Here is a 17,776-nt window from a genome sequence, read left to right as displayed (position 1 = left end):
TTATTTGGTAGCGATGATTTGTATGTGATGGGTTGTAGGTTTATTAATAGCGTATATCTGATTGATCAATACATCTATTTCTTTTTGCCAGGCATCGCGCACGCTTTTATAACGGGCACGCGAGTAGTTATCTTTATTGCCATTCACAAAAATATTTTTCACAGCTGCTTTTTTAACGCTATCCATAGCGGCATTACTGTCGTTATACAGCATACCTTTATCTTTCAAAAAATCATACTCCATCCACATGTAATTACGCAGGCGGCGTTCAATGTCCCAGCGCTCTTCATTCAACTCGCGTATTTGTATAGCTTGCTGATACTGTGGCGTGGTAGTAATTTCTGCAAGATTAACCCCTTTGTCAAATGCTGACGCTTCCCATGTACCCATTTTTTCGCCATCAATCAACAGGTGGTAGCTGCCTTTTTTAAGGTTTTTAACAGTTAATACTTCCTGGTTAAACTCATCGTTAAATGGAACCACCTTTAATGCATCCGACTGCTTCATATGATTGCCCCATGCGCGTGAAATGGTATCGAGCGGATATGGCAACGACTTGGCTAAATAATTAAATGATAAAGATTTAGCTGTGGATGATAAATTTAATACTGAGCAATTCACAGCTTTTACTAATTTTTTACCGGCGGCGTTAATGCTTACATCTGCTACCGGCAGGTTATTTAACCCCTGTGCTTTCAAAAACAGATAGGCCATCACCAAATGCCCGTCGTTATCGGGATGTATACGGTCGTTTGGCGTTAAGCTAAAAGCGCTGTCGGTGAGCTGCATATGTTTATTAATAGCATCCATCGGGTGATAAAAATCTACAAAGCCCCAGTGATTATCCTTCGCCGACTGTTTTTGGTAGTTTATCACTTTTTCAAGCGCTTCGCTTTTGTGGGGATAGATATTTTTTGTAGTGAATTTGGTTGTTTCATCATATGGCGAACTGCCTATAAGTATAGTACGGATATCCGGGCGCTTTTTTAGTTTATCTACAACGGTTGCGTATGTTGCAAAACTACCTTGCAATCGTTTATCAATAAAATCCTGCGCATCTTTTTGGTACCACTCAAAATACCCTGTATCATTCATTCCCCAGGTTAAGGTTAATACAGTTGGCTTTTTAGCAAGCACATCGGCATCAAAACGCGTGGCTATTTGCCCAATAACATCACCGCCTATACCTGCATTATAACAGGTGATACGCCTGTCGGGAAAATGCGTCATGTAATAAAGCCATATATAAGAATGGTAATGGCCGCCATCGGTTATGCTGTTACCTACAAAAACCACCCTGTCGCCGGTTTTAAACGGCGCCACCTGTTGGGCCCTGGCACCCGCACACAAACTTATAGCAATGAGTAATGAATAGAGTTTCTTCATGTTTTTTAATTTATTCCCCAATTTTTGTTAGGCTGGGCGCCCATAGTAAGTTCCAGCATCCCGCCGGTGGCTATATCTTTATAGTCGAGGTAACATTTATTGTACTTGCGGCCGTTTAACTTGGCGCTTTGTATATAGATATTAGCAGGCGAATTGTTTTTAGCTACTATGGTGAAGGCTTTGCCTTTTGCATACCTGGGGTCGAGTTTAAAGGTTACTTTGTCAAATACCGGGCTGGTTATTTCCTGGCGGGTATCACCGGGGCAAACCGGATGTAAGCCCGTAGCAGCCAATACATACCATGCAGACATTTGGCCAACGTCCTCGTTTCCGACAAGGCCTTCTACTGAATTTTTATAAGCCCGCCGGCAAATCTCACGCGTCCACTTTTGCGTGAGCCATGGCTGCCCTAAGCGGTTATACAGAAACGGCACATGGTGCACCGGCTCGTTAGCGTGGTTATAATAATCGTTCCACATCATATTTTCCGGTGTTTTGGCAAAAAGATTATCAAGGTCGGCAAGTACTTTCTGTTTACCGCCCATCAACTGCACCATGCCACCCACGTCATGCGGTACAAACCACCCCTGTTGGTAAGGGTTGGTCTCAAAAGTGCCGTACCACTGCGTCATTCTGCCCGAATCAGGCCATGCCACCCAGTTGCCACTATCGTCTTTCGGGCGAAACCATCCCTTCTCGTTGTCATAAATATTTTTGTACGACATGCTGCGGGCTGCGTACTTATGCTCATCCACCGGGTGGTTCAACCAGCCTGCCAATTGCGCTACGCACCATTCGTTGTAAGCGTACTCCAGTGTTTGGGCAATACCTATTGAGCCCGGAGCATAACCTTTATCGCCGTTACCAAACTTCTCTACAGACCCTACCGATAACGCATAGGCCTTGTTTATATCGTAGTTTCGGATGCCCTTGGCGTAAGCATCGGCCAAAATAGACGTCATGGGGTTGCCCAGCATACAGCCTGTATAAGCGTTTAATAGCTCCCAGCGCTCAAAATAATCCTTATTTTTTTGGCCGGCCAGCGTTACCATAGAGTTCACCAGGTCGTTAACCAGCGAGGGGTTAATAATAGTTTGCAAAGGCATCTGGCTGCGGAAAACATCCCATCCGCTAAAAATAGTGCGCTTTTTAAACCCCTCGTTTTGATGTGCAGCACCATCGCCGCCGGGGTATCTACCGTCAACATCGCTGATGATGCGCGGATCTATCATGGTATGATAAAGCGCGGTATAAAAAACTTTTTTTTGATCGGCGGTACCCCCCTGAATATTTATTTTAGATAAAGCCTTATTCCAAAGGGCAACCGCACGATGAAGCGCGGTATCGAAATCCCAATCCTTTATTTCTGTTAGCAGGTTGTTTTTCGCCCCGCCTATGCTAACAAAAGAAAGGCCCGCTTTCATCAGCACCTGCTCATTGGTGTTAGTGGCAAATTCGGTGTAAAAACCCAGGTGTTTACCCTGTTTTTCCCTCACCCCTTTTAAGATAGTCGCGTTCGATATTCGCTCCTGGTATTTAGCACTTTCTACTTCTTCGCGCTTGCGCACCCAGCCGTCAGGAATATCAGCACTCCAAACACCAAAGTTTTTTAACGGTTTACTAAATTTTGCATAAAAATAAACTGTATAATCAGCATGTCCATCGCCATTGCCCCAACCGCCGCCATCCGGTGTGCACTTCATCCAGCCCTCGATAGTGTAGTTATCAACTACTTTTACATATTGCAGCGTTGACGTGCCACCCACCCTGCGGGCGAGATCTATTTGTATACGCGATAATTTGTTTTGGGGAAAGGTAAAACGCAGTATGCCACTGTGCGGAGCCGCGGTCATCTCAGCCTTTACATTATAGTCTGTTAATAAGGTGCTGTAATATCCGGCGGATGCTTTTTCGCTTTGCTTGGAATAAAGCGAACGATAGCCGCCCTGGGGCTGCGCTATAGTACCGGCTTTTGTTTTTAGCTTACCTGTAGTTGGCATCACTAAAAAATTGCCAAGATCGCCATACCAGCCTATGCCGCTCATTTGCGTAAAGGCAAAACCCTCTATGCTGGTTTGTTCATAACTATAACCCGAACCGTTATCACCGCCGGTAATAGTGTTTGGACTTACCTGCACCATGCCATAAGGCGTTGTTGCACCCGGAAATGTTTTACCGAGCCCATGATAAACACCTGCATCGGCAGTACTTGTGCTTGCACCAATAAATGGGTTAACATACGAAGCCGGGGCTTGCGCGTGCAACGTTTGCGCTGTAACAAAACAAACACAGGCTGCGGCAGCAACACGTTTTTTGAAACGATATAACATTGATATGAGCAATAATTACTGTGCCGGTTATCAGTGCGTATAAACATTACTGAAGTTATAGTTTACCTTAAATCCGGGCGGCGATTTTTATTAATTGGTATTAACGGCCAAATTATATAAGAAAAAACGATTTAGCAAATTTTAAAAAAAATATTTTAAATCCCTTTTGCATTAACCAGCCTGATTGTACGGATACCGAATTTTGGCATGGAAACGTTGGTTACCAACAACCCGTTTTTTAGTTTTGCTGATGGAAGCCTTTCTTTAAACCTGCCGTCCAACTCACATAAACTAACTTTAGCGGCAGTACAGTTAAATATAACTTTGCTTTTAACATTACCTGCCCCGGTGTTAAACAGGCGTACCAGCATATCGTTGCCTTCAAAAGTAACCGAAGATATCTCGTAGCCTTCTGGTACGCTGATGAGCGATTTGCCCTTTAACTGCCGCGCTGTAGCTGCCATTACTATAAGCGGTTCGTTCCAGTTGTCGCTTAATTGTTGAATGCGCGCCTTATCCCATTTGCCGGCGTGTGGCACAAGCGCATAGTTTATCGTAGTAGGCGCGGTTATTTTATGATCACGCCCCCATAAGCCCAGTCCTGAATATTGAATATCCAGCCCTAACGGAAATTGCTGCCCATGAGTATAATTGGTTGTATGGTCTGTAAAAAGTGCCATGCCGTACCGGTTATCCTTATCGGTTACATCTACCCAGTTTAACAGTACGTTGTTTTTGATGCTGTCCCAGCGCGTAAAAAAAGTATTGGTTAATTTACTCTCAGTAACATCAAACGGGGCGTTTTTGTAAACCCGTTGCTGTGTAAGGTTAAGCGGAAAGTAAGCCAATAATTTTTCCCTGTCATTATAAAAAGCTTTCCGGGGTTCATTAAGTTTATAGGTGTTTGGCGGGGTAGCACTGCCTATGCCGGGGTTGCCATTCCAGTTTATAGTTAACTGCAGGCCGATGAGCGGCTGCCCTTGTGCTACTGTCAGGGTTTGCGTATAATCGCTGCCGTTTATAGTGCCCTTTATAGCCAGCTTAATTTGCAGCGGGCCTTTCTCTAACACCTCTATGACCGCGGAGTTATCAGCGGTGGATTTAAAGCCACCATCGTTATAAAAATTGCCGCGTAATTCGTTAAAGCCACGTGCATCCCTTTGGTCGACGAATTGTTTATTGTTTAAAGTTTTGGCAATGATGCTTTTAATAATACCACCGTGTGCCGCGTCAATAATTATTTTATACAGGTCTGTTTCTAACAAATAAGTCCCGTTTGCCAAAACCGCTATTGTAGCACCTTTTATTACACCGGCCTCATTTGTTTTTATCTGATAACCGGCGTATCCCATTGATGGTACCTGAGCCCTGAAAAGGACATGTGTTTTATCAGAAGTTAGTTGTGCGGGCACCTGTACTCCTTTATTATTTAAAACCACAAAATGACCTATATCAACACCTGTCGGCGCCTTTACGCTCACAATTTCTTCACGGTCGCTCCCTGCGGTATTGTAAACGCCTATGTAATTGCCGGTACCGGCAGTATTATTTAAGCTGCTTTGCGACGCGCTAATAATGCTATCGCAAATTAAATTAGTGTTTGTTGTCCACCGGCTTACTTTATCTGCCCAGGTATCACCTTTTTTACCATTGTAAGGTACTATCCAGCAATCGTGATGCTGTGATAAAAGCAGCGTTCGCCACGCCGAATCCAATTGGGCCCCTGGCCATTTGATGCCCGAATAAATTTTGGCCATAGCGGCCATTTTTTCGGCCATTACCAGCTTATTTTCTGACACACGTACCTTCTGTGCTATCCGCTGCATAACCTGCGAACCCCAAACCAGGCTCACCAGCATATCTTCCTGCGATACTTTCCAATTTTGCCGCGCATCATTTTTTGCTATGTTGCCAAAATAATTACGCCAGGTGGTGTAAACGCTCTTTATACCATTTTTTACCCCGGTGCCTATAAACGGGCCGTTTTTCCAACCCGCGTCCTGTAAGGTCATGCCCACGGGATGTGGCATACCCGCAGCAAAAGCAGCATTGATGTAGCCGCGGGAATTATTCCACGCTATAGTTTGCCAGGTCGAATTTGGGGCTAATTTTTCTCCTGCGTATCGCGGCGAAGTTGTAATGGCCGTGCCATCGGGGCCAATCCAGTTAACCAGTTCGCCGGCATGGCTGCGGGTATATCCACCCCAGCAGGTATTGGGGTTTTTAAGCGATGCATACTTATAGCCGAATGATTTGAGTATTTGGGGCAGCGCGGTTGTAAAACACGGTTCTTCGGAAGAATAGCTTGTAAAAACAGCTTCGGGGAAGTGCGCCCGGACCATTTTTATTCCATAACTAAATTGCCGGATAATGCTTTCGCCGGAGATATTATAGTTATAACTCTGTGCGTATTGCGGGTTTACATACTCTATACGACCGTTTAACGACTGATCTGCAAACAACGCCTTAAAATCGGCATATGCGGCAGGGTCTACGTTCATTGCCCTATCCCAGGTTTCGGGCTCCAACTCCAAATTTATCTTCCACGTGGGATTTTTCTTAAGCATGTCTGCCATAAAGCGGGTGTTCCAATCCGGGTAATGGCCCCAGATACCGCCGTGATAACCATCAATATAATAGGCAGTTTGGGCAGATGCATACCCCCCGAAAGCAACAGTAAACAGCAAGGCGGTAAAAAGCCTTTTGTATAATTTGAACTTCATCAGCATCAGTTAACTAAAGTGATATCGAAACGGTGCGGAACAGGTTTATTAATGGTGTAAAGCTGATCTGTTAACAGGTCGATCTCCTTTTGCCAGGCATCACGTACAGCTTTAAAGCGGGCCTTTTGATAAGTGGGGAAAGTAGCCGCAACGAAGAAATCTTTCTTACCATATTTTTGCAGAGAATCCACCGTGGCATCGCCATCATTAAACAACAAACCTTTTGGCTTAAGTATGGAGTAATGGATCCAGTAATATTCGCGCAGGCGGCGTTCTACTGCCCAGCGTTCTTCATTTAAATGCATTACTGCCAGGGCCTGCTGATACTGAGGCGTTGTAGTAATTGCTGCCAGGTTTATCCCATGCGCGTATTCCTGGGCGCTATAGGTTCCAATCGCCTTTCCATCTATCTTTAATAATAGTTGCTTTGCCTTTAAGCCTTTTACCTGCAGCAGTTCCTGATTAAATTCCTCGTTAAACGGAATCAGCTTTAAGCTGGCGGCCTGTGCCTTTTGCGGACGGCCAAAACCACTTGGGATAGTATCCATTGGATATGGCAGTGATTTAGCGAGGTAAGTAAAACTAATTTTATTGGCTGATATAACGGGGTTGGTGATGGTGCAATTCCCGGCCAGGTCTATCTTCTTACTTTGGGCGTTTACCGCAATATCCGCGATTTTCCTTCCGGCGAGGCCTTGCGCTTTAAGAAAAATCCAGGCCATTATCATTTGCGCATCATTTGTGGGGTGTATGCGATCACTGCCCTCAAGGGTAAAAACCGAGTCGCGTTGCTGTTCACGCAGGTTAATGGCGGTCATGGGTGCGCCAAAATCTATATATCCCCAGCCGTTGGCTTGAGCAACCCGTTGCTGCTCGGCTGCGATCTGCCGCATAGCGGCATTTTTATTAATCAGTTTTATAAATTTATTTTTCGAACTTTCATCATATGGCGACGAGCCGATCATAACCATCCTCACACCCGGATGCTGCTTTAGCTTTTCGGCTATCAATTTAAAACTTTTTACCGAAGCTGCTACTTTCTCACCATATACAGAATCTGCCTCCTCAGCTTTTAAACGCTGGTAACCGGTATCATTCATACCGAAGGTGAGTGTCACCACCGTGGGTTTTTTGGAAAATACGTCGGTATCCAGCCTTTCGTACATCTGTTGGGCGATGTCGCCTCCAATGCCCGCGTTAAAAATTTTGATACGGCTATTTGGAAAATGCGTTAAATAATATAGCCATATATAGGAATGATAATGTCCGCCATCTGTAATGCTGTTTCCTGTAAACACCACCCTATCGCCCGGTTTAAAAGGCCTAATGTTTTGTGCATGAAGATGCGTTGTTAAAAACTGTATAAATAAAAAAGCAAGTAACCTTAGTTTCATACGCCAAAGTTATAAAAAGCTAAATTGATTTAGCATAAAATGAATTTATTTTTCATGTAATGCAACACCCCCGAAGATTTTTTGAAAAGCACCGATATGTTAAGGATTTTTTTGATGAGCGCGCAAGATGTCAGAAAACGCACCACTTTTATCAACGATGTAAAAAGGAATTAATAACTTGCCGAGATTAGCAGGAACAAAAACCATTTACAAACGCAACGCCCTGCCATATTAAACTTTAAGCGATGAAAGTGAACCGGACAAATTTGTTCCCGATATTGGTGTGTCTAATATTCCTTCTGATGCACGGATTTATCCCATGTACGGCATTTGGACAGCGCAAACACCAATCTTCCGACCTGGTTATTACCAATTTTGATAAGCAGGGTAATCAGATCATCCGCTACAGTAATGTGGGCGATGCCATTGATGCCCACGATGGCGAAATAGCTTTATTTAACAATATTTATTACCTGTACGGCACCAGCTACGATTGCGGTTTTGAGTGGGGCAACAAAAACGCGCCGTTTTGTGGCTTTAAAGTTTACTCTTCAAAAGATATGCTAAACTGGACAGACAGGGGCTTTCTGTTTGATGCAAAAACAGATGTTTGGCAAACCCGATGCAATGGTAATACTTATGGATGCTTTCGCCCGCATGTGGTTTTTAACAGCAAAACCAAATTGTATGTATTATGGATTAATGTCTACGACAATGTATCCGGCTACCGGGTTTTTACAGGTAAAACACCTGTTGGCCCTTTCACAGAAGTTGCCGAACCGAAGCTGGCTGTAAATGCCCACATGCCTGCCGCAGGTTTAAATAACGGCGATCATGATACTTTTATTGATGACGATGGCACCGCCTACCTTGCTTATACCGACTGGCGCACAAATGGAACTATTGTGATTGAAAAACTAAGCAGCGACTACTTAACCGGAACGGGCGAGGCTGTGAAATCAGTTACCGATGGGCAAACCGAGGCGCCGGGCATGTTTAAAAGGAACGGCATTTACTACATTGTTTACTCCGACCCTAATTGCGGTTACTGTTCGGGTACCGGGACGTCCTATAAAACAGCCAAATCGCCGTTGGGGCCGTGGTCTGCGGGGAAAAAGATCAGTGATAATTCATGCGGCGGGCAGCCATCATTTGTATCAACTATAAAACTTGGTTCTGGAAATGTTTACCTTTTTGGCAGCGACCTGTGGAACAACGCCGCCAAAAACGAAGCCCTGGCAAATTATTACTGGGCCCCGCTTACCTTTAATCCCGATGGCTCCATCATTCCCCTTACCTGCAACCAGCCTTTTAAAGTTACAGGTAGCAAAGTATTAATAATACCTGCTGCGGATAGCAAAAAAAGCAGTGTTAAAGGCGTAGCTGATATAGCCAGGGACACAAAACGATCGCAAACTTTTTTTGCAGAACGAAGCGGTGTTTTAAAAACGATTTACTTACCTGCATATAAAACCGGCACGCCTGATGCAGACCTGCAAATAGATGTTTACCATGCCGGTGCGCAGGGCAACCCGGTGGGCAAAGCACTGGTAAGTAAAGCTATTCCGGCAAATGCAATAGGCTGGTCGGTTAAGCGGCAGGTTATTCATCCGGCTACTAACGTAACAAAGGGTACGGCTTATTGCATTGTGCTGTCTTCGGCCACAAACACAGGCAGCTATGGGTTTACTTATGATAATGGCGGGCATCAAAACCCGCAATTGTTATTCGGTAAACTACAAGCGGGTTCTCTGTTACCCGAAAGTGGTAAACAATTAAATTTCAGCCTCGTCGTTACCCCAATATTACCTATGGGCAAATAATTCGCTTCCTGATATTTTATTTTTTACTATTTAATTTAGCCTTGTTTACCGCGAATTATGCACTTGATGGGAATTTCAATTTTATTTTTAAGCAAGATGCGGTTGAATCGCCTACGATTTAAGGTTCGACAGCTACTTTCATTTTTCAAAATGTTTAAAGAAAAAACCGGCATCCCTCCTACAAATTATGTAAAAGGGCATTAGGGTTATATAGCGTTCAAAAGCCAAAACTACTGGTATATTTACCTTGTTGATGAAAAATTACTTAAAAATATTAAGGATAGACGAATATTCTATAACGCCGTATTACGCGCAGATTTATAATTCCATTTTGCGGGCTATTGAAGAAAGGGTTATCGATAAAGATGATATCCTGCCTTCCATAAACGACTTGAGCATAGCGCTTGATATTTCAAGAAACACCATCACCCGAGCTTATAATGATCTTAAAAAGATCGGCGTTATCAGCTCTATTCCTGGTAAGGGCTATTTTATATCCAATACGCGCGTAGATCAGTCGGTTAAGGTACTACTGTTGTTCAATAAGCTAAGCAGTCACAAAAAATTACTGTATGATGCCTTTGCCGAAGCGCTCGCCCAAAAAGCATCTATCGATTTTTATATTTATAACAGCAATTTTAATTTCTTTAAAAAGCTTTTGCTTGAAAAAGTAGATAAATACGATAAGGTGGTTATTGTGCCGCATTTTAGGGACAAAGCCGATAATGCATTTGAAGTAATAAACAAGGTACCAAAGAATAAACTGATTTTGCTGGGGAAACTGGTAGATGGCGTTACGGGCGAATTCGGAGCGGTTTACGAAGATTTTGAGAATGATATTTTTAACGCCCTTACCGGTCTGATCGAAAAGATTCGCCAGTACACCACGCTAACAATCATTTTTCCTAAGCAAAGCTATTTCTCTACCGATATATTGATCGGGTTTCTTAACTTTTGCAAAACCTACAACTGCTACTACGATATCATATCCGACCTGAAAACCGAGACCATACTTAAAAACACCCTGTACATTACCCTCACAGAAGACGACCTGGTGCAACTGATAGACAATACACTTAGCCTTGGGTACACAGTTGGGGAGGACGTGGGCATCATTTCGTATAATGAAACGGCATTAAAAAGACTGATGCTAAATGGCATCACTACCATATCAACCGATTTTAGATATATGGGAGAAAAAGCTGCCGGGTTGGTGTTGGATAACTCGACACAACATTTAAAAGTGCCGTTTAATACAGTTATCAGGAATTCGCTGTAAATAACACCGCTACGTAGTCGCCAGGCTCCAACCCATGACAATTACCCGGCGGCTGTTCACACCACGTTACCTTATTTTTGGTTTACAACCTCAACACGCACCGGCCCTAATAAACCCGACGATTCTAACTTATCCGTTGGGTGAAACCGTTGATTACTCAACCATGTTTTTCGCGCAGATGCTGGTAGTTTACTATCACCTATCAAACGGTTTACCCACGTATTTACCACTTTAATCTCCAGCTTATTTTCGCCGGACTTTACGGCGGCAGTTACATCAACTTTGTAGGGGGCTGTCCAGGCGCCGCCAACGGTAACGCCGTTTACCTTTACTTTGGCAATCGCCTTTGCCACTCCCAGGTCTATAAATACCTTTTGGTCTTTTTTTATAGCAGTCAATGTAAATGTATTATTATAAAATGCCGTACCCGAATAATATCGGATGCTATCATTAGGGTTAACCGACCAATCACTCAGCGTATTGGATATAACGGGGTTGACGGGGCCGCGCATTTTACTGTCGAACTTTACCGCCCATGGTTTATTGATAGCTTTTATTTGCACAGGTACAGGGTAATTTGGCGTGGTCGAGACTGAAGTTTGCGCATCCTGCCTGAAAATAATAAAGGCGCTTTCCGACGGGGCAAGTTCAAGCGGAACGGTAGTAACACCGGCTGTTTGTGTGTACTGCGGCAATTCACGTACGCTTCCGCTAACGGCATCCCATAGCTCGGGGCGTTTACCGGTGACGCGGAACTGCGGCGCTATTTTAACCGTTTTGTTTTCCTGGTTAGATATGAAATAGATCGAGCCATCAACTACTTTGCGGTGAATAAACAACGTGGATTTATTTTCCGTGATCCTGGCATCCGGAATAACTTTGATTAGGTCCAGCGCTTCCTGCAGCTGCATGTTGCTGATTACCATACCCTTGCCTACCCTGTTTGTTTTAATAGATGTGCCGTTAATATTGCCCCATAATTCGTTAGCCAGTTTGCTAAGCTGCGCATCAGCCGCCGGATAATTCTGCAAACTTGGCGAGGTTACAGGCTTAGGGCCCAAAACAACTGCGCCTTGCCGCACCAGTTCTTTTATTTTTAAAAGCAATTCGGGGCGCATAGTGGTTAACTGCGGCAATACCAGGATGCTATATTGCATACCATCCGGCAAAACCAATTTACCGTTTTTTACACTTAACCTGGTTTTTATCACCTCACCGTTAATATAATCAAACGAATACCCCTGTGGTAGTTCAGGATCTTGAGTGCCGGTCATTTTTGGCGCGTCCTCGCTTATAAAGTAAGCTACATCTGCAACATATTTACCTTGCTGCAGCATCATGTTACAACGCTTGATATATTTCAGGAAGATATCCATATCATAAAACCAGGTGTTTAACCGGTTAAATTCGGTACCAAAAAACGCGCTGATGCCGGGTGCTTTATCTTCGTAAGGCTGGCTGATGTATACGTGCATCAGCGTATTGTTAATACCTTCTGTAAAAAAGCGATCTGCGCGTTGCTTCAGCAATGCGGGATAGCGTGCATACGGGCCCCCAGCGCATGTAAATGACTCGGCCGACACCTTGGTTTTCCCGTAAATATGCGCTGCCGATGAGGCTGCCCGGTTCTCAATATCGCCCAGCATGCCTTCGTTCCAAAATTCACCACCTACCTCATCCGACTGGCCGCCATACTGCAAAAACTCGCCCGGGAAGCCCCAGTGCCCATAGTTTTCCAGCCAGGTGGTAAGCCCATGCTGGTGGCTGATATCGCGCAAGCCGCCAACATAATCATAAGCTATCCTATCGGCAACAAAACGGCGTAAGTCCCAAAGGAAACGGTCTGATTGATCCTCACTTCCCACTACTTTTCCCTGTAAAGCCGGGATATATGGCGTTGGGTTATAACCGTAAATGCTTTCAAACTTTTGTATCATGCCATCTGTCCAGTTTTGGCCACCGGTTTCATAGCTGTCTGCTACGGTTACCTTCCAGGTTCTACGGTCGGCAGCGGGGATGCGTTTAATAATTTCTCCTAAATAAGCATCAAAATGCGCGGCGATATGCTCTTTGCTCATTTTATCGGTTTCCAGGCCGGTGCCCTGGGCCGAGGCCGGCCCATTGGTCACATTAGTGGGCGACATCCCGGTACGTTCAATGATCCAGTTTCCGGCCGGCACTTGCCATGTTAGTGCGCCATCGGCCATCATGAATTTTGATATATCAATCACTTTTGCGGGGTCTATTATGTATTTGCTGTCGTCAATAACAGGCTGCGCCGTCCATTGGTAAGCATTCCAGTACGGAAAGGGTGTTTGCCACATCTTGGCAAGCGTTTTTTCTACATAATTTTCCAACACCGGGGTTGATGACAGTTTTATTTCTGCGATACCGCCATTATCGGTCTTTGTAAACAGTAACCGAAAATTATTAGATGTGGTAGCAGGAATGGAGATTGCAGCCGGCCCGTAAGGATCAAAGCCAACGTTAGTAGCGTCGTTACTGCGGTCTATCATAAAATGCTTTACGGTTATGTAGGCACCATTCTTTTTAACTTGTATATCCCCTTCCATCGTCATACGCCTGCGGGCGGGGACTATAACCAGGCTGCGTGCGGTATATACCTTTTTAATGGTGATATTTATTGTATAAGGCTTATTCGCTTCAAAATCTACGGCTGTGGAGTCGCTATGATCTGTGATCTTAGCAAGGTCGTTAATAAATGGGGCTGAACTTAAAACGGGTTTCAGATCTCTGATATCTATTCCATAGTCTGCGTTAACAGGATAAGCCAGCACCTTAACATCCTGGAAATTCTTCCGCGGCTTTTCCAGTTTGGTGTTAAATTTATAAGGCCCCTTTACCGCTATTTGAGATGATGTTAAATAGCGCATTGCCTGCTCCGGCTTAACCCATGGCCCGCCGGATTGGCTCCAACCCGGGCTGTTAAATATCCCTATCTCAATATTTAGCTCGGTAGCCCTTTTTAGCGCGGCATGCAAAATATCCCACCACTCACTGGTAAATATTTTCACTTTGCCGGCAGGCACGTCGTCTTGCCATATATTACCTATAAAAGCACGGTTAATGCCCACTTTCTTCATCGATTCCAGATCGTGGATCACACCTTCTTTAGATATATTATCCGATATCCAGTACCAATAAACACTGGTTTGGATAGAATCTGGAGCGGTTATAAAGCCCGTTTCAAGCTGGGCCATCGGCTTAATTTTATTTACCTGTGCTATTTGCTTTTTTGTGCTGCAGGCATATAAAAATAAACTGGCAAGCGATATGTAAATAAACGCAGGGCGTAGCTTTTTAATAATAAACATTCGTGGTTCAGTTGGTTAATGGGCTTAAAGGTTAAGCGTTTTCGAAAGTATCTTAAATTATCAATTTAACTATACCCAGCTATACCATCACTGATTACGGCCTTTAAAATTCCGGAAGGTAACAGATAGGGATGGTTAAACAAACTGTTACCTTTATTATTGCCTTAACCATTTATAATAAACCCAAATCCTGAATTATGCAAGCAATCTTTGGTGTCATCTTTCACTTTATCGGTGGCTTTGCCTCCGGTAGCTTTTACATCCCCTATAAAAAAGTAAAGGGCTGGGCCTGGGAAAGTTTCTGGATAGTGGGCGGCATCTTCTCCTGGCTTATCATCCCTCCCCTGGCTGCCTGGTTAACCATACCAAACTTTATGGATATCATCAGCCAAACTAACGGCCAGATATTGCTGCTTACCTATTTTTTTGGTTTACTTTGGGGTATCGGCGGCTTAACCTACGGGCTTGGCGTACGGTACCTTGGGGTATCATTAGGCAGCACCATTATATTGGGCCTATGTGCAGTGTTTGGCTCCATCATACCGTCGGTTTACTATAACTTTTTCCCTAAAGAAGGCAAAGACAGTTTTAGCATGATGCTGCACAGCCAATGGGGGCAAATGGTTTTGCTGGGTATTGTTATCTGTGCAATTGGTATTATCATCTGCGGTAAAGCAGGTACATTAAAAGAAAACGAGTTAGCCAAAAACCAAACCGTAGCCGAAGAAAATAAAGAGTACCGATTTGGCCTTGGTATTTTTGTAGCCATTGTGTCGGGGGTGCTAAGCGCCTGTTTTAATTTCGGAATCGAGGCGGGCAAATCAATGGCCGATGCGGCTAATGTGGCCTGGAAGTCATTACACCCTAACGCAGGTAATTTTCTGTTTCAAAACAATGTTATTTATATAGTGATATTATGGGGCGGCCTTACCACCAACTTTGTCTGGTGTATGATTTTGAATGCGAGGAATAAGACTTTCAGTAATTATACCGACGGGAAAAAACCACTATTAAAAAACTACATTTTTTCGGCTCTTGCAGGCACCACCTGGTTCCTGCAGTTCTTTTTTTACGGCATGGGCGAAAGTAAGTTGGGCAACGGTGCAAGCTCGTGGATCCTGCACATGGCATTCATCATCCTGATAGCAAATGCCTGGGGGCTATTATTAAAGGAATGGAAAGGGGTTAGTAAAAAAGCAATATACACCGTTGTAGCCGGCATCGCTACCATTATCGCATCGGTATTGGTGGTTGGTTATGGTAATTCAATAAAACCCTGAATAAAGCATTAAATAAATTCAACAATCATACAAATCAACGATTAACATATGTCTGCTACAACTCAATTTAAACATGTAAGTTACTTATGGGACGATGCTAAGGCTGCGGCCCTGGCGGGAGACGAGGTAGCATTACTGATATACCGTTCAAACCTGCTTGGCGCCGATCTGCGCCTTACCAACTACGGCGGGGGCAACACTTCATGCAAGGTAACTGATAAAGACCCTTTGACGGGGAAAGAGGTAGAAGTAATGTGGATAAAAGGGTCCGGAGGCGATATCGGCACGCTTAAAAAGAGCGGCCTGGCGGCTTTATACGTTGACAGACTGAGAAGCCTGAAAAACGTTTATCGCGGTATAGAGCATGAGGACGAAATGGTGGAGCTGTTTAACCATAGTATCTTCGACCTTAATTCAAAAGCGCCATCTATTGATACACCGCTGCACGGCTTTTTACCTTTTAAACACATCGACCACCTGCACCCCGATGCTGCAATTGCCATAGCCGCAGCAAAAGAGGGTGAAAAGATTACACAGGAATTGTTTGGAGGTACCATTGGCTGGGTGGGCTGGCAGCGCCCCGGTTTTGACCTCGGTCTGCAATTAAAAGAGTGCCTGGATAATAACCCTGGCATCCGTGGCATTATGTTAGGTTCGCACGGGTTGTTTACCTGGGGTGATACCGCTTACGAAAGCTACATAAACACCCTGGAAGTAATTGAAAAATGCGCTGAATACCTGGAAGAAAACTACGGTAAAAAAGGCCCTGTATTTGGGGGCCAAAAGCTCGAAAGCCTGCCAGCGGAGGATCGAAAAAGGCAAGCCGCGGCGCTTGCACCTGTTCTGCGTGGTTTCTGCTCGTCAAAAACCAGGATGATAGGCCATTTTACGGATGATGCCCGTGTACTGGAATTTATCAACTCAAACGACCTGGACAGGCTGGCCCCGTTAGGCACCAGTTGCCCCGACCATTTTTTACGTACAAAGATCAGCCCGCTGGTATTAAACTTGAACGCTGCCGATGACCTGAGCGATTTAGCCGCTTTAAAAGAGAAACTAACTCCTGCATTTGAGGCCTATCGCCAAATGTATACTGATTATTACAACACCTGTAAACACCCTAACAGCCCTGCTGTACGCGATGCGAACCCCGTAGTGACACTTTACCCCGGTGTGGGTATGTTCACCTTTGCTAAGGATAAACAAACCGCACGCGTTGCCGCCGAGTTTTATACCAACGCCATCAACGTAATGAAAGGCGCCGAAGCCATATCTGAATACACTTCCCTACCGCGACAGGAAGCTTTTAATATTGAGTATTGGTTACTGGAAGAAGCTAAACTGCAACGCATGCCAAAACCTAAGGCGCTTTCGGGCCGTGTTGCTTTGGTAACAGGCAGTGCGGGCGGTATTGGTAAAGCTATTGCCAAAAAATTTGCGCAGGAAGGTGCAGTTGTTGTTTTAAACGATATGAACGCAGAGCGCTTAGCCGGTGCGGGAGAAGAATTTAAAGGCCTTTTTGGTAAGGATGCCTACGATTTAGCAGTAATGGACGTTACTAATACCGACCAGATCCAGGCTACGATGGATATTGCGGCACTGCAATTTGGAGGTGTTGACCTGATAGTAAATAACGCGGGGTTATCTATCTCTAAAACTATTGGCGATACGACAGCGAAAGATTGGGACTTGCTGTATGATGTTTTAGTAAAAGGTCAGTTTTTTGTTACTCAGGCAGCAGTATCTGTTATGAAAAAACAGGATATTGGTGGCGATGTGATTAATATTGTGAGCAAGAACGCGCTGGTAAGCGGCCCTAATAACGCCGGTTATGGTAGCGCGAAAGCAGCGCAATTACACCTGAGCAGGCTAAATGCGGCCGAGTTGGGTAGCGATAAAATAAGGGTGAACGTAGTAAACCCGGATGCCGTTATAAGCGATAGTAATATTTGGGCGGGCGGCTGGGCCGAAGGCCGCGCCAAAGCTTACGGTATTACTGTTGAGGAGTTACCCGCCTACTACGCCAGGCGTACTTTGCTGAACGAAACCATTTTACCTGATGATATAGCCAACGCGTGCTTTGCATTTGCGGGTGGTTTGCTTAACAAATCAACCGGTAATGTGCTTAATGTTGATGGCGGCGTTGCCACAGCATTTGTACGATAAGTAATAGTATATCAGTTCCCCGGCAAACCAATGGCCGGGGGACTTTACACCTCAATAAAC

Annotated in this window: 9 protein-coding genes; 4 read left to right on the top strand and 5 right to left on the bottom strand. The window is 44.5% G+C overall.

Going from position 1 to position 17,776, the window contains the following annotated elements; genetic code table 11:
• The 4 genes from HDC91_RS00600 to HDC91_RS00585 all read right to left on the bottom strand — a co-directional run bounded on the left by HDC91_RS00600 (nt 1) and on the right by HDC91_RS00585 (nt 7,833).
• A complete protein-coding gene (locus HDC91_RS00600) occupies nt 1-1,386 on the bottom strand; it encodes an SGNH/GDSL hydrolase family protein (protein WP_183547444.1) in 1,386 nt (461 codons plus the stop codon).
• A 5-nt stretch (nt 1,387-1,391) separates the two neighbouring features.
• Nucleotides 1,392-3,716, bottom strand: coding sequence for a GH92 family glycosyl hydrolase (locus HDC91_RS00595; protein ID WP_183547441.1), 2,325 nt, complete (start codon nt 3,714-3,716; stop codon nt 1,392-1,394).
• Nucleotides 3,717-3,871: 155 nt separating this feature from the next.
• On the bottom strand, nt 3,872-6,439 hold the full coding sequence (locus HDC91_RS00590) for a glycoside hydrolase family 38 C-terminal domain-containing protein (protein ID WP_183547438.1): 2,568 nt from the start codon (nt 6,437-6,439) through the stop codon (nt 3,872-3,874).
• Nucleotides 6,440-6,444: 5 nt separating this feature from the next.
• A complete protein-coding gene (locus HDC91_RS00585) occupies nt 6,445-7,833 on the bottom strand; it encodes an SGNH/GDSL hydrolase family protein (RefSeq protein WP_183547435.1) in 1,389 nt (462 codons plus the stop codon).
• 302 nt (nt 7,834-8,135) lie between these two features.
• Between HDC91_RS00585 and HDC91_RS00580 the strand changes: the two genes are divergently transcribed.
• Nucleotides 8,136-9,656: a family 43 glycosylhydrolase gene (locus HDC91_RS00580; RefSeq protein WP_255476622.1), complete on the top strand. Its 1,521-nt coding sequence runs from the start codon at nt 8,136-8,138 to the stop codon at nt 9,654-9,656.
• Nucleotides 9,657-9,909: 253 nt separating this feature from the next.
• On the top strand, nt 9,910-10,935 hold the full coding sequence (locus tag HDC91_RS00575; RefSeq protein ID WP_183547429.1) for a GntR family transcriptional regulator: 1,026 nt from the start codon (nt 9,910-9,912) through the stop codon (nt 10,933-10,935).
• A 71-nt stretch (nt 10,936-11,006) separates the two neighbouring features.
• Here the strand turns inward: HDC91_RS00575 and HDC91_RS00570 are convergent, their stop codons facing one another.
• Nucleotides 11,007-14,270 carry a glycosyl hydrolase gene (locus tag HDC91_RS00570; protein WP_183547426.1) on the bottom strand — a complete coding sequence of 1,088 codons (3,264 nt, stop codon included), beginning with the start codon at nt 14,268-14,270 and terminating at the stop codon, nt 11,007-11,009.
• A gap of 197 nt (nt 14,271-14,467) precedes the next feature.
• Between HDC91_RS00570 and rhaT the strand changes: the two genes are divergently transcribed.
• Entirely contained in the window at nt 14,468-15,550 is a 1,083-nt protein-coding gene (rhaT, locus tag HDC91_RS00565) for an L-rhamnose/proton symporter RhaT (RefSeq protein ID WP_183547423.1), read from the top strand.
• 48 nt (nt 15,551-15,598) lie between these two features.
• Nucleotides 15,599-17,716 (top strand): bifunctional aldolase/short-chain dehydrogenase, encoded by a 2,118-nt coding sequence (locus HDC91_RS00560; RefSeq protein ID WP_183547420.1) that lies wholly within the window; start codon nt 15,599-15,601, stop codon nt 17,714-17,716.
• Nucleotides 17,717-17,776 lie beyond the last annotated feature (60 nt).

The sequence above is a fragment of the Mucilaginibacter sp. AK015 genome, assembly GCF_014200785.1.
Lineage (GTDB): Bacteria > Bacteroidota > Bacteroidia > Sphingobacteriales > Sphingobacteriaceae > Mucilaginibacter.
The sequence above is the reverse complement of the archived record's forward strand: the minus strand, read 5'-3'. Positions and strand labels throughout refer to the sequence as shown.

What these genes read in the sequence shown, in the direction of transcription:
- HDC91_RS00600 (WP_183547444.1), bottom strand. Translation starts at nt 1,386, where the DNA reads ATGAAGAAACTCTATTCATTACTCATTGCTATAAGTTTGTGTGCGGGT.
- HDC91_RS00595 (WP_183547441.1), bottom strand. Translation starts at nt 3,716, where the DNA reads ATGTTATATCGTTTCAAAAAACGTGTTGCTGCCGCAGCCTGTGTTTGT.
- HDC91_RS00590 (WP_183547438.1), bottom strand. Translation starts at nt 6,439, where the DNA reads ATGAAGTTCAAATTATACAAAAGGCTTTTTACCGCCTTGCTGTTTACT.
- HDC91_RS00585 (WP_183547435.1), bottom strand. Translation starts at nt 7,833, where the DNA reads ATGAAACTAAGGTTACTTGCTTTTTTATTTATACAGTTTTTAACAACG.
- HDC91_RS00580 (WP_255476622.1), top strand. Translation starts at nt 8,136, where the DNA reads ATGCACGGATTTATCCCATGTACGGCATTTGGACAGCGCAAACACCAA.
- HDC91_RS00575 (WP_183547429.1), top strand. Translation starts at nt 9,910, where the DNA reads ATGAAAAATTACTTAAAAATATTAAGGATAGACGAATATTCTATAACG.
- HDC91_RS00570 (WP_183547426.1), bottom strand. Translation starts at nt 14,270, where the DNA reads ATGTTTATTATTAAAAAGCTACGCCCTGCGTTTATTTACATATCGCTT.
- rhaT (WP_183547423.1), top strand. Translation starts at nt 14,468, where the DNA reads ATGCAAGCAATCTTTGGTGTCATCTTTCACTTTATCGGTGGCTTTGCC.
- HDC91_RS00560 (WP_183547420.1), top strand. Translation starts at nt 15,599, where the DNA reads ATGTCTGCTACAACTCAATTTAAACATGTAAGTTACTTATGGGACGAT.